The sequence below is a fragment of the Microbacterium sp. AG1240 genome (assembly GCF_003635115.1).
Lineage (GTDB): Bacteria > Actinomycetota > Actinomycetes > Actinomycetales > Microbacteriaceae > Microbacterium.
Map to the genome: position 1 here is coordinate 279,690 of NZ_RBXJ01000002.1, position 26,499 is coordinate 306,188.

Annotated in this window: 22 protein-coding genes and 1 tRNA gene; 11 read left to right on the top strand and 12 right to left on the bottom strand. The window is 70.3% G+C overall.

Annotated elements, in window-relative coordinates; translation table 11 throughout:
- Positions 1–102 precede the first annotated feature (102 nt).
- From DEU34_RS09885 to DEU34_RS09900, 4 genes are all read left to right on the top strand, one after another.
- Entirely contained in the window at positions 103–1,221 is a 1,119-nt protein-coding gene (locus DEU34_RS09885; RefSeq protein ID WP_121150016.1) for a hypothetical protein, read from the top strand.
- Complete coding sequence (locus tag DEU34_RS09890) at positions 1,218–2,033, top strand: hypothetical protein (protein ID WP_147424038.1); 816 nt, start codon at positions 1,218–1,220, stop codon at positions 2,031–2,033. Before DEU34_RS09885 ends, DEU34_RS09890 begins: the two co-directional genes overlap by 4 nt.
- A gap of 143 nt (positions 2,034–2,176) precedes the next feature.
- Positions 2,177–3,037, top strand: coding sequence for a sortase domain-bontaining protein (locus tag DEU34_RS09895; protein WP_259460107.1), 861 nt, complete (start codon positions 2,177–2,179; stop codon positions 3,035–3,037).
- A gap of 23 nt (positions 3,038–3,060) precedes the next feature.
- On the top strand, positions 3,061–3,996 hold the full coding sequence (locus tag DEU34_RS09900; RefSeq protein WP_121150018.1) for a phosphate ABC transporter ATP-binding protein: 936 nt from the start codon (positions 3,061–3,063) through the stop codon (positions 3,994–3,996).
- A 36-nt stretch (positions 3,997–4,032) separates the two neighbouring features.
- Here DEU34_RS09900 and DEU34_RS09905 read toward each other — a convergent pair whose 3' ends face one another.
- Positions 4,033–5,397 carry a threonine/serine exporter ThrE family protein gene (locus DEU34_RS09905; protein ID WP_259460108.1) on the bottom strand — a complete coding sequence of 455 codons (1,365 nt, stop codon included), beginning with the start codon at positions 5,395–5,397 and terminating at the stop codon, positions 4,033–4,035.
- A 222-nt stretch (positions 5,398–5,619) separates the two neighbouring features.
- Here DEU34_RS09905 and DEU34_RS09910 point away from each other — a divergent pair, with 222 nt between their 5' ends.
- Positions 5,620–6,906: an aspartate kinase gene (locus tag DEU34_RS09910; protein ID WP_116647889.1), complete on the top strand. Its 1,287-nt coding sequence runs from the start codon at positions 5,620–5,622 to the stop codon at positions 6,904–6,906.
- A gap of 102 nt (positions 6,907–7,008) precedes the next feature.
- Here the strand turns inward: DEU34_RS09910 and DEU34_RS09915 are convergent, their stop codons facing one another.
- The 5 genes from DEU34_RS09915 to DEU34_RS09935 are packed head-to-tail and all read right to left on the bottom strand — an operon-like array spanning position 7,009 to position 13,307.
- The gene (locus DEU34_RS09915) at positions 7,009–8,619 is read right to left on the bottom strand and encodes an ABC transporter ATP-binding protein (RefSeq protein ID WP_121150019.1); all 1,611 of its coding nucleotides are present in this window, start codon (positions 8,617–8,619) and stop codon (positions 7,009–7,011) included.
- Positions 8,616–9,413, bottom strand: coding sequence for an ABC transporter permease (locus tag DEU34_RS09920; protein ID WP_121150020.1), 798 nt, complete (start codon positions 9,411–9,413; stop codon positions 8,616–8,618). The genes DEU34_RS09915 and DEU34_RS09920 overlap by 4 nt, the downstream gene beginning before the upstream one ends.
- Positions 9,410–10,432 carry an ABC transporter permease gene (locus tag DEU34_RS09925; RefSeq protein ID WP_116647892.1) on the bottom strand — a complete coding sequence of 341 codons (1,023 nt, stop codon included), beginning with the start codon at positions 10,430–10,432 and terminating at the stop codon, positions 9,410–9,412. The genes DEU34_RS09920 and DEU34_RS09925 overlap by 4 nt, the downstream gene beginning before the upstream one ends.
- Entirely contained in the window at positions 10,432–12,054 is a 1,623-nt protein-coding gene (locus DEU34_RS09930) for an ABC transporter substrate-binding protein (protein ID WP_183042429.1), read from the bottom strand. The genes DEU34_RS09925 and DEU34_RS09930 overlap by 1 nt, the downstream gene beginning before the upstream one ends.
- A gap of 50 nt (positions 12,055–12,104) precedes the next feature.
- The gene (locus tag DEU34_RS09935; protein ID WP_183042430.1) at positions 12,105–13,307 is read right to left on the bottom strand and encodes an amidohydrolase family protein; all 1,203 of its coding nucleotides are present in this window, start codon (positions 13,305–13,307) and stop codon (positions 12,105–12,107) included.
- 399 nt (positions 13,308–13,706) lie between these two features.
- Here DEU34_RS09935 and DEU34_RS09940 point away from each other — a divergent pair, with 399 nt between their 5' ends.
- The 5 genes from DEU34_RS09940 to DEU34_RS09960 all read left to right on the top strand — a co-directional run bounded on the left by DEU34_RS09940 (position 13,707) and on the right by DEU34_RS09960 (position 18,816).
- A complete protein-coding gene (locus DEU34_RS09940) occupies positions 13,707–14,777 on the top strand; it encodes an aspartate-semialdehyde dehydrogenase (RefSeq protein ID WP_121150023.1) in 1,071 nt (356 codons plus the stop codon).
- A 101-nt stretch (positions 14,778–14,878) separates the two neighbouring features.
- Positions 14,879–16,312 carry a malate dehydrogenase (quinone) gene (gene mqo, locus DEU34_RS09945; RefSeq protein WP_396652122.1) on the top strand — a complete coding sequence of 478 codons (1,434 nt, stop codon included), beginning with the start codon at positions 14,879–14,881 and terminating at the stop codon, positions 16,310–16,312.
- An 8-nt stretch (positions 16,313–16,320) separates the two neighbouring features.
- Positions 16,321–16,926, top strand: coding sequence for a thymidine kinase (locus tag DEU34_RS09950; RefSeq protein WP_121150025.1), 606 nt, complete (start codon positions 16,321–16,323; stop codon positions 16,924–16,926).
- Positions 16,927–16,966: 40 nt separating this feature from the next.
- Entirely contained in the window at positions 16,967–17,998 is a 1,032-nt protein-coding gene (galE, locus tag DEU34_RS09955) for a UDP-glucose 4-epimerase GalE (RefSeq protein WP_121150026.1), read from the top strand.
- A 116-nt stretch (positions 17,999–18,114) separates the two neighbouring features.
- A complete protein-coding gene (locus DEU34_RS09960) occupies positions 18,115–18,816 on the top strand; it encodes a FadR/GntR family transcriptional regulator (protein WP_121150027.1) in 702 nt (233 codons plus the stop codon).
- Positions 18,817–18,825: 9 nt separating this feature from the next.
- On the opposite strand, the gene DEU34_RS09965 is transcribed toward DEU34_RS09960, so the two are convergent.
- The 3 genes from DEU34_RS09965 to DEU34_RS09975 form a co-directional block, all read right to left on the bottom strand.
- Positions 18,826–19,596, bottom strand: coding sequence for an HAD-IIB family hydrolase (locus tag DEU34_RS09965; RefSeq protein WP_259460109.1), 771 nt, complete (start codon positions 19,594–19,596; stop codon positions 18,826–18,828).
- Positions 19,597–19,674: 78 nt separating this feature from the next.
- Positions 19,675–19,748, bottom strand: a tRNA-Pro gene (locus tag DEU34_RS09970).
- Between the two features lie 122 nt (positions 19,749–19,870).
- Positions 19,871–21,373 carry a hypothetical protein gene (locus tag DEU34_RS09975; RefSeq protein WP_121150029.1) on the bottom strand — a complete coding sequence of 501 codons (1,503 nt, stop codon included), beginning with the start codon at positions 21,371–21,373 and terminating at the stop codon, positions 19,871–19,873.
- Positions 21,374–21,497: 124 nt separating this feature from the next.
- Between DEU34_RS09975 and DEU34_RS09980 the strand changes: the two genes are divergently transcribed.
- Positions 21,498–22,505: an endonuclease/exonuclease/phosphatase family protein gene (locus tag DEU34_RS09980; RefSeq protein WP_121150030.1), complete on the top strand. Its 1,008-nt coding sequence runs from the start codon at positions 21,498–21,500 to the stop codon at positions 22,503–22,505.
- Between the two features lie 12 nt (positions 22,506–22,517).
- Here the strand turns inward: DEU34_RS09980 and DEU34_RS09985 are convergent, their stop codons facing one another.
- The 3 genes from DEU34_RS09985 to DEU34_RS09995 form a co-directional block, all read right to left on the bottom strand.
- Positions 22,518–22,868: a VOC family protein gene (locus tag DEU34_RS09985; protein WP_121150031.1), complete on the bottom strand. Its 351-nt coding sequence runs from the start codon at positions 22,866–22,868 to the stop codon at positions 22,518–22,520.
- A 73-nt stretch (positions 22,869–22,941) separates the two neighbouring features.
- Positions 22,942–23,865, bottom strand: coding sequence for a metallophosphoesterase (locus DEU34_RS09990; RefSeq protein ID WP_396652119.1), 924 nt, complete (start codon positions 23,863–23,865; stop codon positions 22,942–22,944).
- A complete protein-coding gene (locus tag DEU34_RS09995; protein ID WP_121150032.1) occupies positions 23,866–26,457 on the bottom strand; it encodes a transglycosylase domain-containing protein in 2,592 nt (863 codons plus the stop codon).
- Positions 26,458–26,499: the final 42 nt, after the last annotated feature.

Consider the following 26,499-nt stretch of genomic DNA (forward strand, 5'->3'; position numbering starts at 1 on the left):
GCTTCGGCGCCGCCCCCGTCGTGCGTTTCTCGTCCGTTCCGAGTTCAACCCTCGTTCATTCGTGGGACCGATCGCGGCAAGCAACTTCTGTGGAGATAGAACGTGCTCAAGATCACCTTCTCCGCGCGCCCGAACGCGCGGGGCCCCCGCTCCCTAGCGATCGCTCTGATCGCCGGGATCGCACTGTCGTTCGCCGCTCTCGCCCCCGCCGCCGATGCGGCTGCCCCCGAAGACACGATCGGCATCTCGGCGAAGCCGCAGGCTGCCGGTGACGACTCGGTGGGTCGCACGCGCTTCAGCTATCAGATGAGCCCCGGCCAGACCCTCGACGACGTCTATGTCGTCACCAACTCCGGCACGACCGCACAGACCTTCACCGTCTTCGCCACCGACGCCTTCAACACCGCCGAGGGCGGCTACGGACTCCTCGATACGGGCGTTCAGCCCGCCGATGCCGGCGCCTGGGTGCGGTTCGGCGGCGAGACCTCCGTGACGGCCGCCCTGCAGCCCGGCGAGTCGCGTGAGGTCCCGTTCTCGCTGGTCGTCCCCGCCGACGCCTCACCGGGAGACCACGCTGCCGGCATGGTCGTCTCGGCGCTGGCCGACGACGGGCAGGTGCTCGTCGACCGTCGCGTGGGCACCCGGCTCTACGTCCGCGTTCCGGGAGATCTCCAGCCGAACCTCACCGTCGACGGCGTGAGTGCGTCGTACACCCCCAGCATCAATCCTCTCGCCGGCGAGGCGACCGTCACGTTCACCGTCCGCAATGCCGGGAACGTCGCGCTCTCCGGAGGCCTCAAGACCGAGATCAAGGGTCTGTTCGGTATCGGCCTGACCTCTGCGCTCGAGACCGAGGTGGACGAGATGCTGCCGGGGAGCACGCGGACGGTCACGACGACCGTGTCGGGTGTCGGGCAGTGGGTCTTCCTCAACCCCGTCGTCACCCTCTACCCGTCGGTCGACGCCGAAGCGCTCAACCCCGGCCCGTTGACCAGCGTCACCCGCGACACGATCCTGTTCGCGGTGCCCTGGGTGCTGCTCGGGCTGATCGTGCTCGGCCTCGGAATCTGGGGCTGGGTCGTCTTCAGCCGCCGCCGCGACGCCCGTCGGGCGCAGGCGTGGATCGAGTACACCGAGGCCGAAGCTCGCCGCAAGGCGGAATCCGAGCGCGAGCCCGCCGTGGTCGCCGCTGCCGGCCCGACGCGATCGGAATCCCCGTGAGGCGCCACGAGGCTCGCGCGGTGCGCCTGGGCCGCATCGTCGCGGTCCTCGCAGCATCCGCCATCGCCCTGCTGGCTCTTCCCGTGGGCTCGGCCGTCGCGTCGCCGAGCGCGGTCACGTGCTCGACAACGTCCAGCCCGGCACCGAGCGAGGGCGGGGTCGACATGTCGGCCACGATCGTCGGTCCTGCCACGTCACCGTGCGACGCGAAGCCGAGCGGCACCGTGTCGGGCGGTTCCGGAACCGCCCCCCGCGGCACATCGACGCGCCAGTACAGCCCCGGCACCGGGGCGGGCATCGATCCGGCGGGCGTCGTCACCGACAGTGAACTGCCGACCCTCTCGCTCGACGAGGTCGACCTGGGCGGGATGCTGAGCATCGGCGGGCTCTCGACGTCGTACCGTCCGTCGTTCAACCCCTTCGGCGGAGATCTCGAGCTGTCGTTCACGGTGCGCAACACCTCGCAGTCGACGGTCGACGCGACGGCGGACTTCTGGATGGAGGGCCCGTTCGGGCTCCGCATCTCGTCGGCCGACGGTGTCGCCGTCGCTGCCCTCAAGCCGGGGGAGACCCGCACCGTGAGCGCCTCGCTCCCGGGCGTCGGCCAGTGGACGGTCCTGACCGCCCACACGACCTTCACGCCGCCCGAGACGGTCGACGACGCGCAACTGACTCCGCTCACGCGGGACGCCACCGTCTTCGCCCTCCCGTGGTTCGTCGTCCTTCTCGTGGCGCTCGGGCTCGCTGCGTGGGTCGTCGCCGCGGTGCTGCGCCGTCGCGAGGGCACCGAGCCGGTCGGGGCGTGGGCATGACGATCGCCGAGTCGCCGGTCGAGCCGGAGGTCGCCGAGCCGGACGCCGCGCCCCCCGCGAAGAAGGGTCGGGTCCGGCCCCCCGCTCCGCCGAAGCCGCCGCGCACCCCGCGGCCGCCCCGCAGGCCGCCCGTCCCACCGCGGGTGCGCCCGCCCCTCACCCGCGGCGAGGCTCTCGCGCGGAGCATCGCGGCCACGGTCGCGCTGATGCTCCTCATGTTCGTGCTGAATCTCACGGTGTTCAGCCACCTCCAGCACCACGTCTCCCAGCAGCGGTTGTCCGACGAGTTCCGTCTGCAGCTGCAGGCGGGCACCGCCCCGGTCAGCGAGGGCACCTTCGACGACATGATGCTGGCGGACGGCGCGCCGGTCGCGATCATGGAGATCCCCAGCATCGGGTTCTACGACGTCGTCGTGGAGGGCTCGTCCTCCGCCGAGACGGCCCTGGGTGTCGCCCATCGCCGCGACACGGTGCTGCCGGGTCAGGCGGGAGTGAGCTACCTCATGGCACGCGCGGCAGCGTTCGGGGGTCCGTTCTCGGTGATCCCGTCGCTCGATCCCGGCGAGACGATCCTCGTCCGTACCGGGCAGGGGCTGCAGACGTTCGAGGTGATCGGAGTGAGGTACGCCGGCGACCCGACGCCGCCCAACCTCGTCCCGGGCGAGAGCAGGCTCATCCTGCAGACCTCGCGGGGAGCCCCCTACGTCCCGTCGGGGATCGTCTACGTCGATGCCCGCCTCGTCTCGGACGCGCAGCCGGCCGGTGCACGCATGACGACGCCGGGACTGCTCCCACCCGAAGACAGGGCGATGGCCACCGACACGACGACGGTGTGGGCGCTCGTGTTCGCCCTGCAGTTCCTCATCGCCGTCGAGATCGCCGCGGTGTGGTCGTTCCGGCGGTTCGGTTCCCAGAAGACGTGGATCGTCTTCGTTCCCGTGCTCGCGCTGTCTGGATTCCTCATCGCCGACCAGGTGATGCGCCTGCTGCCCAATCTCCTCTGACCACCCCGAAGGAAGCCGTCACCATGTCCGACGACATCACGACCGTGATCGATCCGGTGCCCGAGTCGCGCCGGAGCGACTCCACGCGGCTCCGCCGCGACCAGGCGGGCTACGTCCCCGCCCCCTCGACGTCGGACTATCCCGCGGCGTCCCTGCCGGCGGTGCCCGCCTTGCCGGCCGAGCCCCTCGCCTCCCTCCAGGCGAACGCGATCACGGCGTGGTTCGGCGATCACCAGGTTCTCGACCGCGTCTCGCTGACGATGCCCGCCGGGCAGGTCACGGCCCTCATCGGGCCGTCCGGATGCGGCAAGTCGACCTTCTTGCGCATCCTGAACCGCATGCACGAGCTCGTGCCCTCGGCCTCGCTCGCGGGGGAGGTGCTGCTCGACGGCGTCGACATCTACGACGCGAGCCGCAAGCTCACCGAGGCGCGGCGCGACATCGGGATGGTGTTCCAGAAGCCGAACCCGTTCCCGGCGATGTCGATCTACGACAACGTCATCGCGGGCCTGAAACTCACCGGTGTGCGGGCCTCTCGCGACGAGAAGGACTACCTCGTCGAACGGTCCCTCACCAGCGCGGGACTGTGGAAAGAGGTCAAAGACCGCCTGCGCGCGCCGGGCGGCGGCCTCTCGGGCGGCCAGCAGCAGCGTCTGTGCATCGCTCGGTCGCTCGCCATCAAACCAAAGGTGCTGCTGATGGACGAGCCGTGCTCCGCTCTCGATCCCACCTCGACGCGCGTCATCGAAGAGACGATGGGCGAGCTGCAGAAGGAGGTGACGATCGTGATCGTCACGCACAACATGCAGCAGGCGCAGCGCGTGTCGCAGCAGTGCGCGTTCTTCCTGGCGTCGCAGGGGCAACCGGGTCACATCGTCGAGCACGGTGACACCGAGGCGATGTTCGGCGCCCCGATCGACCCGCGCACCTACGACTACGTCAACGGCCGCTTCGGGTAGACGTGCACGCGGGTGCGACAGCGCCGCATCCGGTCCCTACGGCCGGATGCGGGCGCGCGTGCGGGTGACGCTGCGCAGCGTCGCGCGCACCGGCGCGCCGATGTAGAGGCCGAGCGAAGCGCCCACGGCGAGGCTCACGCCGATGATGCCCGCGCCCACGAGGGTGGTGAGGCCCGTGAAGAGCTCCGCCGTGTTATCGCCCGACTCCACGACGCCCAGGAGCCCGCGGAAGACCGCGGCTCCGGGCACCATCGGCAGGATCGCGGCGGTCGTGATGGCGACCGACGGCACGTGCAGGCGATAGGCGACGACCACCCCCACGAAGCTCCCGACGAACGCGCCGACGCCGCTGGCGGCGGCCGTGTCGAATCCGATGGCGGATGCGGCGACGTAACCGAACCACGCCAGCAGGCTCAGTAGAGCGCTGACGATGATGATGCGGCTGCGGGCTCCGTTGAACACGGCCACGGCGATCGCGATGAGGGCAGCTCCGGCGAACTGCAGGCCCACCGGCCCGAGGGGGAGTGCCATGCTCGGCGGTGCCATGCCGAAGCCGATGACGCGGGCGGTCTCGAGACCGGCGAGGATGCCGATGACGACGCCCAGGGTCTGCGTGATGAGTTCGAGGATGCGGCCGGTCGCCGTGAGGGCGAAGCCGTCGATGGCATCCTGGGCGGCCCCGACGACGGTGAGGCCCGCGAGCATCAGCACGATCCCCGAGGCCACGATGACCGAGGGGCGGATCGATTGCGCCATCTCCCACCCGGTCTCGGCGAGCAGCGGCGACAGCGCGGCGAACAGCGTCAGCACGAACGCCCCGGCGATCTGGCTGAAGAAGAACGGCACCTTCGCCCGCGCGAGGCCGAACTGCGTGAGGGCGGCCAGGCCGGCGGCGATGAAGGCGAGCAGGATGAGCAGCCAGTTCGCCCCGAACATCACGGCGACGCCGACGGCGAGCAGGGCCTGCGCGAGAATCACCACGGGCGGGCGGTAGCGGAACGGCGTGCGGCGGATCTCGCGATACCGCGAGACCGCCCCGTCGAGGTCGAGACCCCCGTCGATCTCGGCCACGAGCGCCTGCAGGCGCAGGAGTCGCTCGTGGTCGGGCGCCGATCCGCGCACCACCCTCATCAGGGTGAGCGGCTGCGCGGCGTCACTGCGGTGGTGGGCGACGGTGATCGAGTTGTACGTGACGTCGACGTGCACCGGGTCGAGACCGTAGACGGCACTGACCCGCACGATCGTGAGGGTGGTGTCGCTCGCCGTGGCCCCGGACACCAGCATCGACTCGCCGATGCGGATCGCGAGATCGAGGATGCGCACTCCGAGCGCGTCGTCGATGATCGGGAGCACCGCGGTCATCTGCGCGTCGGACGGATCGGAGCGGACCAGTCCGGTCAAGGAGGAGAGGAGTCCTCGGCGTCGTTGCTGCACGTGGATCTCCGTTCATCGGGTGGGCGCTGCGCATTCTTCGGCCTCACGAGCGCCACCGCCCCTCCAGTCTACGAGCCGCGCCCGGCGTCGAAACGGCCGCCCCCGTCACATGGCGGGCGCGGCATCCGGGGCTCCCTAGAATGGCGGGGTGGGCGCAGCATCCGCCCGTTCGTTCCCGGGAGTTCCCTCATGGCGCTGATCGTCCAGAAGTACGGCGGATCCTCCGTCGCCGACGCCGAGAGCATCAAGCGCGTCGCCAAGCGCATCGTCGACGCCCGCCGCGCCGGGCACGAGGTCGTCGTCGCGGTGAGCGCGATGGGCGACACCACCGACGAACTGCTCGATCTCGCGCAGCAGGTGGCGCCGATCCCCGCGCCGCGTGAGCTCGACATGCTGCTCTCCAGCGGGGAGCGCATCTCGATGGCGCTGCTGGCGATGGCCATCCACTCGATGGGGTTCGAAGCGCGCTCGTTCACGGGCAGCCAGGCCGGCATGATCACCGACGCCACCCACGGCGCCGCCCGCATCGTCGACGTCACCCCGATCCGCCTGCGCGAGGCCCTCGACGAGGGTGCGATCGTCATCGTCGCCGGCTTCCAGGGCTTCAACCGCGACACCCGCGACATCACCACGCTCGGCCGCGGCGGCTCCGACACGACCGCCGTCGCGCTCGCCGCGGCGCTGAGCGCCGACGTCTGCGAGATCTACAGCGACGTCGACGGCATCTTCACCGCCGACCCGCGCGTCGTGCCGAAGGCGCGCAAGCTCTCGCGCGTCTCGAGCGAAGAGATGCTCGAGCTCGCCGCCAACGGCGCCAAGGTCCTCTATATCCGCGCCGTGGAATACGCCCGCCGTCACGGCGTGCTGATCCACGCCCGATCCACGTTCAGCTCGAGCGAGGGCACCTGGGTGCTCGACCGTTCGCGCCACCACGAACTCGTCCCCGAGGGAGAAGAGATGGAAGAGCCCATCGTCGCCGGTGTCGCCACCGACCTGAGCCAGGCCAAGATCACCGTCATCGGTGTGCCCGACGTTCCCGGCAAGGCCGCCGACATCTTCAAGATCGTCGCGAAGTCGGGTGCGAACGTCGACATGATCGTGCAGAACGTGTCGGCGGCGGCGACCAGCCGTACCGACATCTCGTTCACCCTGCCCAAGACCGACGCGACCACCGCCCTCAAGGCGCTCGCCGCCGAGCAGTCCGAGGTCGGGTTCGAGAACCTCGTCCACGACGACCAGATCGGCAAGCTCTCGGTCGTCGGTGCGGGCATGCGCACGCACTCGGGCGTCTCGGCGACGCTCTTCGAGGCCCTGAGCCTCACCGGCGTCAACATCGAGATGATCTCGACCTCCGAGATCCGCATCTCGGTCGTGCTGCGCGGCGACGACCTCGCCGAGGCGGCGCGCGTCGTGCACACGGCCTACGGGCTCGACGGCGACACCGACGCCACGGTGCACGCCGGCACGGGTCGCTGACGCCGCATCCCGCGGTCTTCGGCGTAGGAGAAGCGTCGGGCGTAGGCCGATTCGCCGAGAATCCTCCTACGCTCGGCGCATCTCCTACGCCCGAGACGGCGCTCAGGCGCGCGCGGCTCCGGGGATCGCTCCGAGCAGCTCGCGGGTGTAGTCGTGACCGGGTGCGGCGAAGATCTGCCGGGCGTCGGCCTGCTCCACGATGCGGCCGTCCTTCATGACGGCGATGCGGTCCGAGACCTGCCGGATGACGCCGAGGTCGTGCGAGATGAACAGGTAGGTGAGTCCGTGCTCGGCCTGCAGGTCGACGAGCAGCTGCAGCACCTGCTCCTGCACCGACACGTCGAGCGCCGACACCGGTTCGTCGAGCACGACGAGCTCGGGGCGGAGCGCGAGAGCGCGCGCGATCGCGACGCGCTGGCGCTGACCGCCCGATAGCTCCGTAGGCCGCCGGGAGAGCAGCTCCGGCGCGAGGCGCACGTCGGCGAGCAGACCCCGGACGGCTGCGGAACGCTCGGAGCGCGAGACGCCGAACGCCTGCAGCGGCTCGGCGACGATCCGCTCGACCGTCATGCGCGGGTCGAGCGATCCGAACGGGTTCTGATAGACGACCTGGATGCGGCGTCGGAGCTGTCGCAGCGCCGAACCGGCGAGGTCGGTGATGTCGGTGCCGTCGAAGGTGACGGTGCCGGCGTCGGACGAGACGATGCGCGCGACCATCCGCGCGGTCGTGCTCTTGCCCGACCCCGATTCGCCGACGAGCGAGAACGTCGACCCGCGCGGCACGTCGAACTCGACCGCCTCGACGGCGCGCACCGCCTGTGCTCCGCTGCCGTAGGTCTTGGCGAGCCCGACGACCGACAGGAGCGGAGCGTCGCCGTCGGGGGCCTCCGCGGTGCGCGGGGCAACGGTCGGCGTCAGCCGCCGCGCGTTGAGCCCGGGGGCGGCGGCGACCAGCCTCTGCGTGTACGGGTGCGAGGGCGACGACAGCACCGACGCGGCGGTTCCGCTCTCGACGATCTGCCCCTTCTCGACCACGACGATGCGGTCGGCCCGGTCGGCGGCGACGGCGAGGTCGTGGGTGACCAGCAGCACGGCGGTGCCGTGGGCCGACGCCAGCGACTGCATCCGATCGAGCACGTGGCGCTGCACGGTGGCGTCGAGGGCGCTCGTGGGCTCGTCGGCGATCACGAGGGCGGGCTCGCACGACCACGCGATACCGATGAGCACGCGCTGTCGCAGGCCGCCCGAGAGTTCGTGCGGGTACTGCCCCGCACGTCGCTCCGGGTCGGGGATGCCGACTTCGCCGAGGATCTCGACCGCCCTGGCCGCAGCATCCTTCTTCGACAGGTCGCGGTGACGGCGCAGCGTCTCGGCGATCTGCTCGCCGACGCGCATGAGCGGGTTGAGGCTGTGCGAGGGGTCCTGCGGCACGAAGCCGATGCGTTTGCCACGGATACGGCGGAGCGCGGCCGGCCGCGCACGACCGAGGTCGTGTCCCTCGAACCGGATCTCGCCCGCGCGCACGCGAGCCTGCGTCGGGAGGAGCTGCACGATCGCATGGGCGATCGTGCTCTTGCCCGACCCCGACTCGCCGACCACGGCCACGATCTCGGCCGGAGCGATCTCGAGGTCGACGCCGCGGAGGGCCGGCGTGACGCGGCGGCCCTGGCCGTAGTCGACGCGGAGTCCGGTCACGGACAGCAGAGCGGTCATCGGGTTCCTCCGATCGAGCGCGAGACCTGGTTGACCGCGAGCACGATCGCGAGGATCACGACACCCGGGAGCAGGCTGAGCCACGGTGCGGTGGCGACGAAATCGCGGCCCGCCGAGACGAGCGCCCCCCACTCGGGCGCCGGAGGCTGCGCCCCGAAGCCGAGGAAGCTCAGCGCCGACACCGCGAGGATCGCCAGCGCCAGCTCGAGAGCGGCCATCGCGATGATCGGGCGGGCGGCGTTGGGGAGCACGTGGCGCACGAGGATCGTGGGGCCGCGGACGCCGAGCGTGCGTGCGGCCTCGATGTACTCCTCGCCGCGCACACGCAGCACCTGCGAGCGCATGACGCGGGCGAACGAGCCGGCGGTGCCGAGGCCCACCCCGAGCGCGATGGACAGCGGACCGAAGCCGAGCGAGGCGACGACGATGAGGGCGAGCAGGATGCCGGGGATGGCGATGAGCACGTCGACGAACCGCATGGCGATGAAATCGACGGCGCCGCCGACGTACCCGGTGACGAGGCCGATGATCGACCCGACGACCACGCCGCCGACGACGGCCAGCCCGGCGGCGAACAGCGACAGCCGCGCGCCGTAGACCACGCGCGAGAACACGTCGCGAGCGAGGTGGTCGGTGCCGAAGAGGTGCTCGGGCGAGGGAGGTGCGAGGCGCGCCGTGCCGACGGAGTCGAACGGGTCGTAGGGGGCGAGCAGCTCCGGCGCGATCAGGGCCGCGGCCGTGAGCGCCAGCACGAGGATCGCGAGGATGAGGGCGGGCTTGCGCAGAACGGTCATCGGGTCGCTCCCTTCCGGCCGACGAGACGCGTACGGGTGCGCGGGTCGATGACGCCGTAGAGGCCGTCGACGACGAGCGTGACGACGGCGTAGACGAGCGCGACGACGATCACGACGCCCATCACGACATTGATGTCGCGGGCCAGCACCGCGTCGACGGTGAGGCGGCCGATGCCGTCTCGCGAGAAGACGGTCTCCACGACCGCGGTGCCCCCGGCGAGATAGCCGATCTGCAGACCGATGATCGTGATCGAGGGGAGGAGCGCATTGCGGAGCACGTGGCGCACCACGACCGTGCGCTGGGCGAGGCCCTTGGCGTTCGCGGTGAACACGAACGGACTCGCCCCCGCATCGAAGACGGCCGCGGAGAACACCTGGAAGAAGATGGCGGCGGTCGGCAGCGCCAGGGTGATCCCGGGGAGCACGACGCTGGCGAACCCGTTGGTGCCGGATGCGGGGAACCAGCCGAGCCCGAAGGAGAAGACGGTGATGAGCACGAGCCCGCTGAGGAAGGCGGGGATCGCGATCCCGAGCGGCGGGATCTGCGCGACGACGTCGCGCATCCAGGCCGGGCGGGCCACGTACGCCCAGACGGTGAAGGCGAGGGCGATGAGGAAGCCGAGCACGAGGGCGAACAGTGCCACGGCGATCGTGTGCGGGAAGGCGCGCCCGATCATGTCGCCGACCGGCTGGCCGGTCGCGATGGAGGTGCCGAAATCGCCGCGCACGAGGGCGAAGAGGTTCGAGAAGTACTGCTGCCAGAGCGGACCGTCGAAGCCGTAGCGCGCGCGCAGGGCGTCGAGCTCGGCGGGATCGGTCGAGGTCGCGTCGCCGCCCCGGAGGGAGAGGGCGGCGAGCACCGGGTCGCCGGGCAGCGCGTGGATCAGCAGGAAGGCGACCGTGTAGGTCGCCCAGACCACGAAGAGGCACTGCAGGATCTTCGGGATCAGGAAGCGCGCGACGGATGCCGCCCTGCTTCCTCCGTCCGCTGACGCCACGCGCTGCACCGGCTGTGTCATCAGTCCGAGACCACCGCGGTGTCGTAGAGGTGCAGGCGGGCGGCCGAGTCGAACGTGATGCCCTCGACACCGGCGCGCGAGCCGTGCAGCTGCACGGTCTCCAGCGTCGGGATCACGTAGGCGCGCTCGGCGACCATCTGCTGGATCTCGTCGACCAGCTCCTGGCGTGCGGCGGTGTCGGCGGTCTGCGACTGCTCCTGCAGCAGCGTCTCCAGCTCGGCGTCGTCGACGATGCCCCAGCGCGACTTCGACGCGGTGGACAGGAGCGTCCGCAGGGCGTCGGGGTCGGTGCGGGTGAGCGCGGCTCCGAGCATGTCGTAGTCGCCCGAGGCGATCGCGCCGAAGAAGTCACCCGAGGAGACCATCTTCAGCTGCAGGTCGATGCCGACCTTCTTCAGGTCGATCTGGGCGGCTTCGAGCACGTCCTGCGCGTAGAAGGCCGTGACGGTGACGGTGAGCGGCTGGCCGTCCTTCTCGTAGATCCCGTTCGATCCGAGGGTCCAGCCGTCGTCCTCGAGCAGGGCCTTCGCGCCGTCGGCGTCGTACGCGAGCACGTCGCCAAGGTCTTTGTAGCCGGGGGTGGAGGAGGTCAGGACGCTCGTCGGCGCCTGGCCGCTGATCGAGCCCGCGATGATGTTGATCTGGTCGCGGTCGAGCCCCTTCGAGATCGCCTGGCGAACGGCCTCGTCGCCCAGCGGGCCCCGCGTGGTGTTGATCACGAGGGAGTTGGGAACGCCCGGGTTGGCCTTGGCGTAGAGGTTGTAGTCGCCGGTGCTGAAGCGCGACTCGTCGACGTACGGCACGTCCTGGATGACGTCGTACTCACCCGACTCGAGGCCGCCGGTGCGCACGCTCGGCTCGGAGATGATCGGGAAGGTCACCGAAGACAGGTAGGCCTCGCCCTCGTGCTGACGCAGCTGCGACGCCCAGTCGTAGCCGTCGCGGCGCACCACCTTCACCGAGTCGTTCGGAACGTACGAGTCGAGAACGAACGGTCCCGTGCCGGCCACCGACGCGCACCGCGTCTCGGCGGGCGCGGCCACCGTCTCGGGCGAGAGGATGCCGAGGGAGATGGTCGTCGCGCCCTGCTGGAACTGCACGTTCGGGGCGGAGAAGTTCACGGTGAACTCGGTGTCGCTGGTGACGTCGGTGCCCGCGTATCCCGCGAGGTAGCCGTTCGCCAGCGAGGCGGACGCACCGAGCGCGACGATCGCGTCGAAGTTCGCCGCGACCGCGTCGGAGGTCAGCGGGGTGCCGTCGCTGAAGGTGACGCCGTCGCGCAGCGTGAACGTGTACGAGGTGAGGTCGTCGCTCACGTCCCACTCGCTGGCCAGCCACGGCACGATCTCGCCGGTGTCGGGGTTCTGGTCCAGCAGCGAGTCGGTGAGCTGGCGTCCGACGATGAGCGAGGTCGTCACGGACGACTGCTGCGGGTCGATGCAGGTCGGGTCTTCCTTGAGCGCGAAGACGATGTCCTGCGCGACGTCGGCGCCCGGCGTGGCGGAGGTCTCGGCGGCGCCACCGGCGCAACCGGCGAGGGTGAGGACGGCGAGGCCGGCGATCAGGGGAGCGGCGAGGCGCCGTCCTCCGCGCGGGTGAGAGACGGGTCGAGGGGTGGTCACGGGTTCTCCTTCATGGGCGGAACAGGTCAAGCGTGCGAGATCGTGGGGGCTCACGCGGGCAATGCGCCGGCGATCAGCTCACCGCGGGCGACGACGGCCACGATGTTCTCGGCGGTGAGATCGTCGATGTCCTCCCACGGCTTTCCGCGCACGACGAGGAAGTCGGCGCCCTGGCCGGGGTGGAGGCGGCCGACCTTGCCGGCGAGGCCCATGGCATCCGCAGCATCCGAGGTTCCGGCCCGCATGGCGCGCTCGCTGGTCCAGGCGAACGACTGCTTCATGAGGCGGAGCTCCTCGAGCTGATCGCCGAAACGCACCATCACGCCGTTCGCGTCGGTGCCCAGCACGAAGCGGATGCCCGCGGCCGCGGCGCCGGTGAAGTTGGCGTCGCGCTCGGTGACGACGGCGCGGCCCTTCTCGGCGGCGTCGTCGCTGACCGGGATCTTGCGGTCGGCGATGGCGTCGTTGATCAGCAGCGTCGGGGCGACGGGGATGTTGCGCTCCAGCAGGGTGTCCCAGTGGCGCTCGAGAATGCCGGTGCCGTGCTCGATCGAGTCGACCTCGAAGCGCAGGGCGATGTCGACGCCCTCGGCGGTGTGCGTGTGGGCGGCGACGAGCATGCCGAGCGCGTGCGCTTCGTCGACGGTCGCGGCGATCTCGGCGTCGGTCTGGTTGCGCCAGCCGACCTTGTCTCCCATGGAGAGAACGCCGCCGCTGGTGTAGATCTTGATGCCGTCGGCACCCGAGCGCGCCCACTGGCGCACCAGGCGACGGCACTCGTCGGGGGAGTCGGCCACGGGCGGACGCTGCGCGTAGTGCGGCGGGGTGAACAGGTCGCCGTGCCCGGCGGTCATGCCGACCGGGCCGTGCACCAACAGCCGCGGGCCGGGGATGATGCCGGCCGCGAGCGCGCGCGCCGCGGAGAACTGCACGTCGCCACCGCCGAGGTCGCGAAGGGTCGTGACACCGGATGCGGCGGCACGCCGCGCATGCGAGACGACGTGCAGCGACCGCTCGGAGGCGGGGGTGATGAGCGGCCACGTGAGCCAGTCGTTCGCCGGTGCTCCCGCCGATGAGTCGAGGTGCACGTGCGTGTCGACGAGGCCCGGGATGACGCTGTACTCCGACTCGCCCGGGGCCGTCTCCTCGACGGCGGTGATGCGGTCGCCCTGCCACGAGAGGGTGGCGGTGCCGCGGGGGCGGTCTCCATCCCACAGGGGCAGGCCGGGAAGGGAATGCAGGCTCGCGGGCACAAGGACTCCTCGCAGAGAAGGGCGTTCGGGGGACGCCGGAGGGGATGCGGACGATGGGTCGCCGGGGGTGGTGACGAACGCTGGTCCAGGCGTCAGGATATCGGCGCCGAGGAGGCCCTCTTCGACAACGGCGGCCTTTACGCCGCATCCTTTACAGAACGGAAACATGGCGAGGGCCGCGCAGAGCGCCTCCGATCCCGCTTCTCGGGCGAGATCCCGCCGGAAATGTAACGATCGTCCATCAACCCGTGTCGTCGGGGTAGGAGAAGGGCCGGAGGTCGGACGATCCGGCCGGAATCCTCCGACCTCCGGCGCTTCTCCTCCGCTCGCGATCGGCGGCGCCGCCCGCCGCGCCGATAGAATCGCCGAAACCGACCCGAGCAGCATCCGAGGAACGCCATGACCCGCATCTCCGATTCCGGAATCTCCCTCGCCATCGTCGGCGCCACCGGCCAGGTGGGCACCGTCATGCGCGAGATCCTCATCGAGCGCTCGTTCCCGATTCGCGACCTGCGTCTGTTCGCGACGGCCCGCTCGGCCGGCACCTCGATCGAGTTCGGCGGACACGACATCATCGTCGAAGACGTCGCGACGGCCGACCCGTCGGGCATCGACGTCGCGCTGTTCTCGGCGGGCGCCACCGGCAGCCGCGCGCACGCGCCGCGCTTCGCCGAGGCCGGCGCCCTCGTCATCGACAACTCCAGCGCCTGGCGCATGGACCCCGAGGTTCCGCTGGTCGTCAGCGAGGTCAACCCGCACGCCATCGACGAGGCGAAGAAGGGCATCGTCGCCAACCCGAACTGCACCACGATGGCCGCGATGCCGGTGCTGAAGGTGCTGGATGCCGAGGCCGGCCTCGAGCGACTGATCGTCAGCACCTACCAGGCCGTCAGCGGCTCGGGCCTCGCCGGTGCGCAGGAACTCCTCGGCCAGGTCGAGGGCGTGCTCGCGCAGGGCGACGTCGAGCGGCTCGTCCGCGACGGCTCGGCGCTGGAGTTCCCCCGGCCCGAGAAGTACGTCGCCCCGATCGCCTTCGACGTCATCCCGTTCGCCGGAAACCTCGTCGACGACGGCGACAACGAGACCGACGAGGAGAAGAAGCTCCGCAACGAGAGCCGCAAGATCCTCGAACTCCCCGACCTCCGCGTCGCGGGCACCTGCGTGCGCGTGCCGGTCTTCACGGGCCACTCGCTCAGCATCAACGCCGAGTTCGCACGCGACATCACGCCCGACCGCGCGCGTGAGCTGCTCGCGAGCGCCCCCGGCGTGCAGCTCGAGGACGTGCCCACGCCGCTCCAGGCGGCCGGCACCGACCCGAGCTACGTCGGGCGCATCCGCGCCGATCAGTCGGCGCCCGAGGGCAAGGGCCTCGTGCTGTTCATCAGCAACGACAACCTGCGCAAGGGCGCGGCGCTGAACGCCGTGCAGATCGCCGAGCTCGTCGCCGAGCGCCTGGGCGCCCACGCCTGATTGTTCGAGGCGGTGCGCACTCGCGATTGGACCCGCTGAATCGCGCCTAGGATTGCCTGGTGAGCCAAGACATCGACGTGCTGCTCATCGGTGGCGGCATCATGAGCGCCACCCTGGGCACGTTTCTGAAGGAACTCCAGCCCGACTGGAAGATCGCCGTCTACGAGCGGTTGAGCGACGTCGCGCTGGAGAGTTCGAACGCGTGGAACAACGCGGGTACCGGGCACGCCGCCCTCTGCGAGCTGAACTACATGCCGCAGGCTGCCGACGGCTCGGTCGATCCCGCGAAGGCGATCACGATCAACGAGCAGTTCCAGCAGAGCCGGCAGTTCTGGTCGTCGCTGGTGGAGAAGGGCGAGCTCGACGCCCCGTCGACGTTCATCAACGCCACCCCGCACATGACGTTCGTCCGCGGTGAGAAGGACGTCGAGTACCTGCGCAAGCGCTACGAGGCGCTCAAGACGCAGCCGCTGTTCGAGGGCATCGAGTTCAGCGAGGACTCCCGCGTCATCAACCAGTGGGCGCCGCTGCTGATGAAGAAGCGACTGAAGAGCGACGAGCCCTTCGCGGCCACCCGCGTGCCCGCCGGAACCGACGTCGACTTCGGCTCGCTCACCCACCAGCTCTTCGCCAACCTCAAGGAGAAGGGCGTCGAGGTCGTCACGAATCGCGAGGTGCGGAAGCTCAAGCGCGACGGCAACGGGGGCTGGCGGGTCACCACCCGCGAGACCCTGGGGCGCACGCCCGGTCACATCACTGCGAAGTTCGTCTTCGTCGGAGCGGGCGGCTGGGCGCTGAAGCTCCTTCAGCGCTCGGGGATCCCCGAGATCAAGGGATACGGCGTCTTCCCCATCGGCGGGCAGTGGCTGAAGACCGACAACCCCGCGCTCGTCGCGCAGCACAAGGCGAAGGTCTACTCGCAGGCCTCGGTCGGCGCCCCGCCCATGTCGGTGCCGCACCTCGACACGCGTGTCGTCGACGGACAGGCGTCGCTGCTGTTCGGTCCGTTCGCGACGTTCAGCCCGAAGTTCTTGAAGAACGGTTCGCCCTGGGACATCGTCTCGCAGGTGCGTCCGCACAACCTGCTGCCGATGCTGAAGGTCGCCATCGACAACCCGGGCCTCATCAAATACCTCGTGGGCGAGCTGCTGAAGACCCACGCCCGCAAGGTCGACAGCCTCAAGACGTTCGTGCCCTCGGCGGAGGGCAAGGACTGGGAGCTGCTCGGGGCCGGCCAGCGCGCCCAGGTCATGAAGCGCGATCCGAAGAAGGGCGGCGTGCTGCAGTTCGGTACGGAGGTCGTCACCGCGAAGGACGGCTCCATCGCCGGTCTCCTCGGCGCCTCGCCGGGAGCATCGACCGCCGTGTCGATCATGCTCGGCCTGCTCAAGACCTGCTTCCCCGACGACATCGCTCGCTGGGAGCCGCGTCTCAAGGAGCTCGTGCCGAGCTACGGCGAGACCCTCAACACGCGCCCGGAGGTCGCGCGCGAGGAGCTCGCGAAGACCGCCGGCGTGCTCTCGATCTCGGTCTGACACGGGCTGTGGCCAAGCTCTACTTCCGCTACGGAGCGATGAACTCCGGCAAGTCGACCGCGCTCCTCCAGGCGGCCTACAACTACGAGGAGCGCGGGCAGCGGGTGCTCCTCGCCAAGCCCGAGATCGACACGAAGGGCGCCGACCAGATCGAGAGCCGCCTCGGCGTCTCGCGCACGGTCGACTTCCTCGTGGCGCCCGACGCCGACGCGCGCGAGACCCTTCGGGCTGCCGCCGGCGACGCTCCCGTGGCGTGCCTCCTCGTCGACGAGGCCCAGTTCTTGACGCCCGCGCAGGTCGACGACCTACTGCGGATCGCGGTGCTCGACGACATCCCGGTGCTCGCCTACGGCATCCGCACCGATTTCCGCACCGAGGCCTTCCCGGGCTCCGCGCGCCTGCTCGAACTCGCCCACAGTCTCGAAGAGCTGAAGACGATCTGCCGCTGCGGACGCAAAGCGATCTTCAACGCGCGGCTGATCGACGGACGCTTCGTGTTCGACGGCGACCAGGTGGCGATCGATCAGGGGCTCACGACCGGCGAGGTCACCTACGAGTCGATGTGCGCCGTGTGTTATCTGACCGAGTCCGGCGGGCGGCTCGACGGGCGCTGAGCGACGCGGGCCGACCCCCGCAAGTCGGTAGCCTGGAGGCATGCGCGTACTCCTTGCCGGCGGTGCCGGTTACGTCGGAACCCACACGGCGGTAGCCCTTCTCGACGCCGGCCATGAGGTCGTGCTGCTCGACGATCTGTCGGGCACCCAGGCGGTCGCCGCCGCCCGCGTGGAGCAGATCACCGGCCGGTCGGCCCCTCTGGTGGTGGGGGATGCTGCCGACGACGCGGTCGTGGAGGCCGTCTTCGCCGAGCACGGCCCGATCGACGCGGTCATCCATCTCGCCGCGTTCAAGGCCGTGGGGGAGTCGACGCAGCAGCCGCTGAAGTACTACTCCAACAACCTCGACACCACGTTCGCTCTCCTGCGCGCCGGGGTGGCTCACGGCATCCGTTCGTTCGTCTTCTCGAGCACGGGCACCGTCTACTCCGACCCCGCCGACCTCCCCTTCACCGAGGAGTCGACCACGAGCGTCGACCTCTCCAACGCCTACAGCAAGTCCAAGCGCATGAACGAGGTCGTGCTCGCCGACGTCGCCCGGGTGAACCCCGAGCTGAACGTCACCGTGCTGCGCTACTTCAACCCGGTCGGCGCCCACCCGAGCGGTCTGATCGGCGAGGACCCCTCGGGTATCCCCAACAACCTCATGCCGTACGTCTCGCGCGTCGCGATCGGCACCCTCGACCGCATCGGCATCTTCGGCAACGACTACGACACCCCCGACGGCACGGGTCTGCGCGACTACATCCACGTCGTCGACCTCGCCGAGGGCCACGTGGCGGCCCTCGAGAAGGCCGAGCCCGGCTTCGCGATCTTCAACCTCGGCACGGGGATCCCCGTGAGCGTGCTGCAGCTCATCGCGTCCTTCGAGGCGGCGGTCGGTCGCGAACTGCCGACCGAGATGCTCCCGCGCCGTGCGGGCGACGTCGCCGCGACGTACTGCAACCCGTCGAAGGCCGCGCGCGACCTCGGCTGGCGCACGCGCCTGGGCATCGACGACGCGTGCCGCGACTACTGGAACTGGCAGAGCACCAACCCCCAGGGCTACAGCACCGCCGCCGCCACCGCCTGAGACACGCGAATCGGCCGAGACACACCGCCAGGCGCGTTGTCTCGGCCGATACGCGCGTCTCGCGCCCCCGCCCGCCCCGGCAGCGGGCTATCGTGGGGACTCCTCCGGAGGTGAACATGCCGAACACGGCACCGCGTGCGTGGCAGGTCGTGCTCGAGAAGATCGAGGGCGATCTGCTGGCCGGTCGGCTCGGGCCGGGTGACAGGCTCCCTCCCGAGCGCGACCTCTCGGTGCAGCTCGGCGTCGGGCGCTCGAGCGTTCGCGAGGCCATCCGCGTGCTCGAGGTGCTGGGGCTCGTGCGCACCGGCACGGGATCCGGGCCGACGTCGGGGGTCACGATCGTGGCGACGCCCCGCGGCGGTCTGTCGGCGCTGCTGCGCCTGCAGGTGGCCGCGAACGGGTTCGACATCGCCGATGTCGTCAGCACGCGTGTCACCCTCGAGTCGGCCGTCGTGGAGGCGCTCGCCGCCGCCGACGCGCCCGACCTCGCCCAGGTGCACGCCGCCCTCCACGAGATGGAGGGGCCGGAGCTGCCGATCGCGGAGTTTCTCGCACTCGACCGGGCGTTCCACGTCGCGCTGTCGGAAGCATCCGGAAACGCGGTCGTCACCGCCATCATGGTGGGTCTGCGCACCGCGATCGACGCCTACGTCGAGGCGGGGGCACTGCGCGTGACCGACTGGGACGCCACCGCAGCGCGGCTGGTGCGCGAGCACCGCGCGATCGTCGGCGCCGTCGAGAGCGGTGACGCCCCGGAGGCGCAGCGGCTCGTGCGAGCGCACATCGCGGGGTACTACGCCGAGGCCGTCACGGCCTGATCGGACGGCTCAGCGGACGGGGAGCGTGGGGATGAGGGCCTCGAGGTACTCGGCGGTGTCTTGCCAGCCCTCGACCGCGTGGCACTCGACGCCCATCGCGAGCACGGGGTAGTCGTTGCCGTCGGGGTCGAGGCGGTCGCCGATGAACAGCATGTCGTCGAGCGGGATGCCGGTGGCCTCTGCGAGCTGGTTCATGCCGTAGGCCTTGTCGATACCGCGGTGGGTGATGTCGATCGACGTCGACCCGCCCGAGCGCACCTCGAGGTCGGGGATGCGGGCGGCGACCGCCTCGCGCAGGGTGTTCTTCTTCTCGCCGGTCGGGTCCCAGGCCTTCTTCGCGTCGAGTGGAGCCTTCTGTCCGAGCGCGGAGAACGTGATCTGCGATCCCCGGTCTTCGAGGATGTCGCCCCAGGTCTCGCCGGCCCAGAGGCCGAGGCGCCGGGCCTCCTCCTCGACAGCGGCGACGGCGCGGCTCTTCTCGTCGTCGGTCAGCGAGTGCGCGTACACGGTCTCGATGCCGGCCGGCGTGAGCAGGTAGTACTGCGTGCCGCACGTCGGCAGGAGGTGCATGTGGCTGAGCAGCTCGGCGGATGCTGCGGGAAGCCGCTCGACGACCTGCGTGCGGAACTGCTGGAGCTGCCCGCCGGAGATGATGGCGACTTCGACGCGCTCGGCGAGGGCGATCAGCAGGTCGCCGATCCGCGGGTCGATCGCGGTCTTCGAGGGGGCGAGGGTGTCGTCGAGGTCGAAGGCGACGAGGCGGGGCGTGAGGTCGGGCACGGGGCTCCTGTACGAGACGTCCAATGAATGAGAGAAGGCTCCGTCAGGCGACGGAGCCTTCTCGCTCATGATATTCAGTCGGGGTGACAGGATTTGAACCTGCGGCCTCGTCGTCCCGAACGACGCGCGCTACCAAGCTGCGCCACACCCCGGAGCAACCACACGAGTCTACCCCGTTCTGAGGGATGGTTCGAACCGTGGATGCAAGGAGATGGCCGACCGCCCGCCGACGGCGTGAGGGGCGCGCATCGGCGGACGGCGGCGTTCGGGGAGGTCAGGGGGATGCTGTGGCTCGCCGGCGCTGGCGATGATGCGCCAGGAGGGCGGTTCCGAGCAGCAGCGCGGCCCCGCCGGCTCCGGCGATGCGCGGCGTGAGAGCGTCGCTGCCGGTCGCCGCCAGCGTGCGCGTGGGTTCCACGGGCGGCTGCGCCGCCGGGGGCTGCTCGGGCTCCGGCTGCTCGGGCGGGGGAGGAGCCGCCACGGTCACCATCTGCGTGGCGACACCGAAGTTCTCCGTCCACGAGAACCCGGGGGGCAGGTGAGGGACGGTGGCGGGCTGCTGCTCGCTCGCATCGATCTGCCAGACGGCGGTGTAGACGCCCGGCCCGGGAAGCTCCCACTCGGAGGTGACGCGGTAGACCCCGGGCCCGGTCGCCGGGTCGCTCTGCAGCGCGAGGTCTTCCACGTGCTTCGCCTCCGCGGGTACGGCCTCGGTCTCGGGCACGACGGCCTCGGTGCGGTAGACCTTCGCGGTGGCGCGGAGCACCACGAACGTGCCGTCGGCCGCGAGCGGCCACGCCCCCTCGATCGCGGAGAGCGTCACGTCGTCGACGAAAGCGCCACCGTCGATCTCGGGCTCGGCGACCCGAGTGGTCAGACCGGGGGTGAAGACGACCGGGCGGGGCGCAGCATCCGTCGCCTCGGCGGTGAACTCGACGTCGCCCCCGGGGCCGGCCGTGTCTTGGCCGCCGGGAGTGGTGACGTGGCGGACGGCCGGGGCGAAGGCCGCCGAACCGTGTGCTCTCGCGTGAACGCTGAAGGGTGTGCCGTCGTCGGTCGGGGGAGCGGCGACGATCGCGTACTCGGTGCCGGGGGCCGCGTCGGCGCGCTCGGGCGAGCCCGTGTCGGCGAACACGGCGTTCGTGAGGGCGATGTTTCCCGCCGCCGAGGCATCGAGCTGCACGGTGCCCCGCCGCGGATCGGCGGTGTCGGTCGTCAACGTCAGGGTCGCCGAGCTCGACGGCACGGTGACGGCCATCCCTTCGGCGTAGAAAGCCTCGGCGAGCGACCCCACGCGGGCGCTGTGCTCGGGGGCGAGCTTCGAGAACGTCCAGCGCACCGCCTCGGCGAGCGAGTCTCCGGGGTACCCCCACGCGTGCAGGGTCGCGTCTCGATTCGCGATCGACTTGACCGCCCATCCGACGGCTGCCGCCTGCGCCGGGTCTGTGGTCTGCCCGTACTTCGTGACGACGAGGTTGATCCCGGCGAGCTGATGCGGCGTGAGACCCGCCGCCGAACCGCTCACTCCGTGGTCGACGGAGGTGCCGGTCGGCAGGGGGAGCCCCGGGATGATGCAGTAGGTGTGAACCCCGCCGACGAGCATCGAGCCGTGCCAGCCGTGCGTCGACACCGGCGCCCACGTTCCGAAGCCCGACCCCTGATCGGCCGCCCGAGCGGGAGGTGCGGTCCACAGCGCGCCGACGAGGGCGAGCAGCAGGCACAGGACGAGCGCCGCGGGGGCGCGAAGACGGGGGAGGGAGACGGGCACGGTGGGCATCGCGGCATCCTTTCGACGGGGTATTCGTCGATCGTGCGACGCGAGCGGATGCTGCGGAGCCTGCGAGCAGGCGGATGTGGAGAAGTCGCGCGCAAGACGGGCTGGGGAGGAGAGGCGTGATGTCATGGATCCCGTGAGATCACGACGCCACCGCCCTGCGCTGTTCGCCGTGACCCTCGCTGTCAGCGTGCCCCTGGTGGTGCTCACCACCTGGCCGCAGGCGTTCGGGGCTCAGACGGCACCGGTCGTCGCGCAGGTCATCGCGTTCCGCGTGCCGCTCGCAATCGCCCTGCTCGCGATCGCCCTGGTCATCTCGATCGTCGCGGTCGTCAGACGGCGGTGGTCGGTCGCTGCGGCTCTCGCGATCGCCGTCGCCGTCGCCGCGGTGATCAACGGCGGCGTCGTGCTCGCGCGCGGAGGGGGCCCCGAGGGCGCGAGCGGGAACCTCACGGTGGTGGCGTGGAACACGCAGGGCGGCGCCGCCTCACCGTCGGCCATCGCCCGGTTGGTGCAGGAGACCGGGGCGGAGATCGTGAGCCTGCCCGAGACCGACGCGGACGCTGCCGCCGAAGCCGTGCGGATGCTCGCCGAGCGGGGCGTGCGCATGTCCACCGACACCACCTACGGCGGGACGGGGTACTCGCCGATCCCCACGTCGATCCTCATCGCGGGCGAGCTGGGCGAGTATCGGGTGGACGCGGAGGCGGGCTCGACCCCCGGACTCCCGAGTGCCGTCTGGCGGCCCGTTTCGGGTGAGGGGCCGACGATCGTCGCCGCGCACCCCATGCCGCCCCTGCCGGGGAGCCTGGACCAGTGGCGTCAGGGTCTGCGCTGGATCGCAGACCGGTGCGATGCACCGGACGTGATCGTCGCGGGCGACCTCAACGCGACCGTCGACCACCTCTCCGGAACCGGCCCCGCCCTCGTCGGAGGGTGCGCCGACGCCGCTTCGGCGGTGGGCGCCGCCGCTATCGGCACCTGGCCCACCCGTGCTCCCGCCTGGCTCGCGGCGCCGATCGATCACGTGCTCGTCGGACCGGCCTGGTCGGTGCGAGGGTTCGACGTCGTCGTGTCGTTCGACGATGCCGGGAGCGATCACCGCCCTGTCGTCGCCGAACTCGAGCGGCGGTGAGCCGCGCCCTGCCTAGGCCAGTTCGGTGACGAAGCCGACCTTGTTGCCGTCGGGATCGATCAGCTCGAAGAACTCGACCACGCCTTCGACACACTGCATCTCGCCGACCGTCAGGCCCCGCGATTCCAGGTCGCGCCGCAGCGCCGTCGCGTCGGCCACGCTGATGTTCACCGAGATGCCCTCGCGGCCCGCGAGATCGGGGGCGGCCGCCAGCTGCAACCAGAAGGGGCCGAGGTCGAACTCGACGAGACCGTCCAGGGGAATCTGATCGGGCTCGCCGAGTGAGAGCGCCGCCCGGTACCACTCGGTCGCACGGTCGATGTCGCGGACGGGTATGCCCACCGTCACGGCTTTCGCATCCATGCCGTCACGGTAGTGCCGACCCGGGCCGATCCTCCAGAGCAGGAACCGCAGGCCGGCGCGGCCGCCACGGCGATTAGCGCGGCAGGAGCGTGAGGAGCGTGACCTCGGGGCGGCAGGCGAAGCGCACCGGGGCGTAGATCGAGTGGCCGAGCCCGGCGCTGACGTTGAGCGGCGCGGTGCGCCCGTCGTGCGTCCACTCGCTCAGACCGCGGGCCTGGTCGAGCGGGATGTCGCAGTTCGCGACGAGCGCGTCACGGCTGCCGGGAATGCGCACCTGTCCACCGTGCGTGTGGCCGGCGAAGATCACGTCGGCCCCGAGATCGACGTATTCGTCGAGCACGCGGCGATAGGGGGCGTGGGTGACGCCGAGCGTGAGGTCGGCTTCGCCGAGCTCGCCGATCGCCGCGGGGAGCACCTCGAGATCGTCCCAGTCGCGGTGGGCATCGTTGACGCCGAAGGCGTTGATGCGCACTCCGCGAACCTCGAGCGATGTCGCCGCGTTGTCGATCATCGTCCAGCCGAGGTCGCCGGTCAGGTATCCGTCGAGGGCGTCGACATCCATCTGCTCGATATCGGGGTGGCGCTGCGAAGGCCCGGTGAAATAGCGCAGCGGGTTGCGGAACGACGGTCCTTGGAAGTCGTTCGATCCGTGGACGAACAGACCCGGCACGCCCGAGAACGGCTCGAACGCCTCGCGGAGCCCCGTCAGGGCGTCGCGGTGCCCGATGTTGTCACCGGTGTTGACGATGAGGTCGGGCTCGAGTCGGGCGAGACCCGCGATCCACTCCTGCTTGCGGTGCTGCCATGGCGCCATGTGGGCGTCGGAGATGTGAAGGATGCGGAGGGCATCGGCGTCACGCGGCAGCACCCGCAGGGCGTGATAGCGCACGGTGAAGAGGTAGCGCTCGATCCCCATGCCCCAGGTCGCGGCGCCCGCACCGACCACCCCCACCGCTGCGAGGGCGGTGAGGGCGGCCTTGGCCGCAGGTGCCACCACTCAGCAGGCCTTCGCGGTGTACGCGACGGTGATGGCGGTGCCGCGCGAGGCGACGGTGCCGGCGCCCGGGTTCGTGCCCGAGACGAGACCCGCGTCGGGCGCGGCAGGATCGACCGTGCAACTGCCCGACAGCTGGGTGAAGCCCGCCGCCTGCAGAGTCGCGACCGCCTGAGCGGGCGCCGATCCCGCGACCGAGGGAACCGGTGTCGCCTGCCCGTTGCTGGGGCTGATGGTGATGTTGGCGCCGGAGGGCGCGCGAGTCGCGCTCTGCTCGACGATGACATCCGTCGGCTGATCGGAATCGACGGGGCCGCCGACAGATACCGAGAAGCCTGCGGCCTCCAGCGTCGAGGTCGCCTGGTCGACCGACTGACCCACCACGTTCGGAACGTCGCGCTGCACCTGGCGTACCAGGTTGTTGTCGGGCCGCGGGAACGCGTCTCCGCCATACGCCGCATTGGCCGCGCGCTGCACGTCTTTCGCGATGAAGTAGCGGATGTTCTGGAGGCCGTTGCCCCGGTAGCTGTTCTTGAACACGTCGAGCGTGCCATTGGCGTTACCCGCCCAGACCGCGGTGGCGACCTTGGAGCTGGATTCGACCATCCAGGTCTGCCACTCCTGGTGCGTTCCGGTCTTTCCGATCAGCGCGGTGCCGTCGCCGGTGTTCGCCCGCGAGCCGGTTCCGTTGCCCGTCATGACGCCCTGCAGCGCGAACGCCGCGGTCGCGGCGACCTCGGGCGTGATGACCTGCTCGCAGGTGCGCTCCGGCTTGGGAAGCTCCTCGCCCTTGGAGTTCGTCACACGGTCGATGACCTGCGGCTGGCAGTAGACGCCGTTGTTCGCGACGGTGCCGTACGCACCGGCCATCGCCATCGGGGAGACCGCGTCGGGGCCGATGACCTGCGTGGGGTAGTCGACCTGGATGGGCTCGCCGTTGCTGCCGACGACACCCATCTTCGCGGCCACCTTGCCGATGTCGCACAGGTCGAGCTGCGCGGCCATCGCGACGTAGCCGGAGTTCAGCGACTGCGCGGTGAAGCTCATGGGCGTGCCGTAGCCGCCCCCGCCCCCACCGAAGTTGCCCGGCTTCCAGGTGTTGCCGACGATGTTGCCGATGCAGCTGTTCGTGAATCGACTGATCGGCACGTCTCGCCCGTTGACCGACTCGTTCACAGAGTGGCCCTGCTCGAGCCAGTCGATGAGGGTGAAGAGCTTGAAGGTCGACCCGGCGGAGAAACCGGCCGATCCTCCGAAGGTCTTGTTGCCGGCGTAGACGATCGACGTGTAGGCCGGGTCGCTCGCCGCCAGGTTGCCGTCTTCGGTGAACTTCGTGTTCTGAGCGATCGCGAGCACGCGCCCTGTGGAGGCCTCGATGCTGACCGACGTGGCGCCGTACCGCGTACCGGGCACGGACTCCGGTGCATACTCGGCCATGGCCTCCTGCGCGGCGCTCTGCACGCGCCAGTCGAGCGTGGTGTAGATGTTCAGGCCGCCCTGCTTCAGGGCGCGCTCACGGTCGACGGGCTCGGCGCCGAAAGCCGGGTCGTTGCGGACGACGGAGACGACGTACTGGCAGAAATACGCGGTCGCGCCGGTTGCGGAGCATCCGGTCTGCGCGGGAGTGATCGCCGGGGTGATCGGCTCGGCCACGGCGGCGTCATGCTGCTCTTGCGTGATCTTGCCGTCTTCGAGCATGCGGCCGAGAACGTAGGTCTGGCGCGTCTTGGTGAGCGCGTATCCGTTCGCGGCGCCGTTCGACGCGTTGTCGGGCTGATCGATGCGGTACGTGTTCGGGTTCTGCACGATCCCCGCGAGGATCGCCGCCTGACCGACGCTCAGATCGGCCGCCGACACGTTGAAGTAGTAGCGGGCCGCGGCGTCGATGCCGTAGGTCGTGCCGCCGAAGTTGGCGATGTTCAGGTAGCCGAGCAGGATCTCGTCTTTCGAGTACTCCTTCTCGAGCTGGATGGCGTAGCGCATCTCCTGCAGCTTGCGCTCGTAGCCGTCGACGCCCGACGCCTGGGTCGCTTCGAGCCAGCAGCTCTGAAGGGCTTCGTCACGGGTCTTGGTGGTGGTGACGGTGCCGTCGTCGGCGGTTTCGGTCTCCGCTTGCGCGTCGCGCTCGCACCGCTGGATGAGCACGTTCTTCACGTACTGCTGGCTGATCGACGAACCACCCTGCGTCGCACCGCCCTGAGCGTTGCTCAGAAGGGCGCGGGTGGTGCCGATGAGGTCGACGCCGCCGTGCTGGTAGTAGCGGGGGTCTTCGCTGGAGAGGATCGCGTCGTAGGCGACCGGGTTGATCTGTCCGAACTCGACCGGGGAGCGGTTCTGGTCGTAGAACGACGTCAGCTCCACCCAGCCGTCTTCGCCCGCGTTCGTGTAGATCGTCGTCGGCAGCATGAGCTCGTCGATCTCGAGGTAGCTCGGCATGTTGTCGAAGATCTTGATGGCGCTGGAGGCGGCGGCGCCCGAGACGGCGATGGCCGGGGTCACGGTGGCGGTGATGAGCACACCCGCGACGACGCTGAGGCCCACGAGTCCGAGAAGACCCCCGAGCGCGCCAGTAGGCGTCCGTTTCTTGTCAGGCATAGGCTTGATCGTAAGGGAGAACCCTGGGCGATGGCTCGACAG

Excerpts from the sequence above, each read along its gene's own strand:
- galE (WP_121150026.1), top strand. The coding sequence starts at position 16,967 with ATGCGCGTACTCCTTGCCGGCGGTGCCGGTTACGTCGGAACCCACACG.
- DEU34_RS09980 (WP_121150030.1), top strand. The coding sequence starts at position 21,498 with ATGGATCCCGTGAGATCACGACGCCACCGCCCTGCGCTGTTCGCCGTG.
- DEU34_RS09915 (WP_121150019.1), bottom strand. The coding sequence starts at position 8,619 with ATGACCGCTCTGCTGTCCGTGACCGGACTCCGCGTCGACTACGGCCAG.
- DEU34_RS09900 (WP_121150018.1), top strand. The coding sequence starts at position 3,061 with ATGTCCGACGACATCACGACCGTGATCGATCCGGTGCCCGAGTCGCGC.
- DEU34_RS09975 (WP_121150029.1), bottom strand. The coding sequence starts at position 21,373 with ATGCCCACCGTGCCCGTCTCCCTCCCCCGTCTTCGCGCCCCCGCGGCG.
- mqo (WP_396652122.1), top strand. The coding sequence starts at position 14,879 with ATGAGCGCCACCCTGGGCACGTTTCTGAAGGAACTCCAGCCCGACTGG.
- DEU34_RS09995 (WP_121150032.1), bottom strand. The coding sequence starts at position 26,457 with ATGCCTGACAAGAAACGGACGCCTACTGGCGCGCTCGGGGGTCTTCTC.
- DEU34_RS09940 (WP_121150023.1), top strand. The coding sequence starts at position 13,707 with ATGACCCGCATCTCCGATTCCGGAATCTCCCTCGCCATCGTCGGCGCC.
- DEU34_RS09985 (WP_121150031.1), bottom strand. The coding sequence starts at position 22,868 with ATGGATGCGAAAGCCGTGACGGTGGGCATACCCGTCCGCGACATCGAC.
- DEU34_RS09925 (WP_116647892.1), bottom strand. The coding sequence starts at position 10,432 with ATGACACAGCCGGTGCAGCGCGTGGCGTCAGCGGACGGAGGAAGCAGG.
- DEU34_RS09920 (WP_121150020.1), bottom strand. The coding sequence starts at position 9,413 with ATGACCGTTCTGCGCAAGCCCGCCCTCATCCTCGCGATCCTCGTGCTG.
- DEU34_RS09960 (WP_121150027.1), top strand. The coding sequence starts at position 18,115 with ATGCCGAACACGGCACCGCGTGCGTGGCAGGTCGTGCTCGAGAAGATC.
- DEU34_RS09910 (WP_116647889.1), top strand. The coding sequence starts at position 5,620 with ATGGCGCTGATCGTCCAGAAGTACGGCGGATCCTCCGTCGCCGACGCC.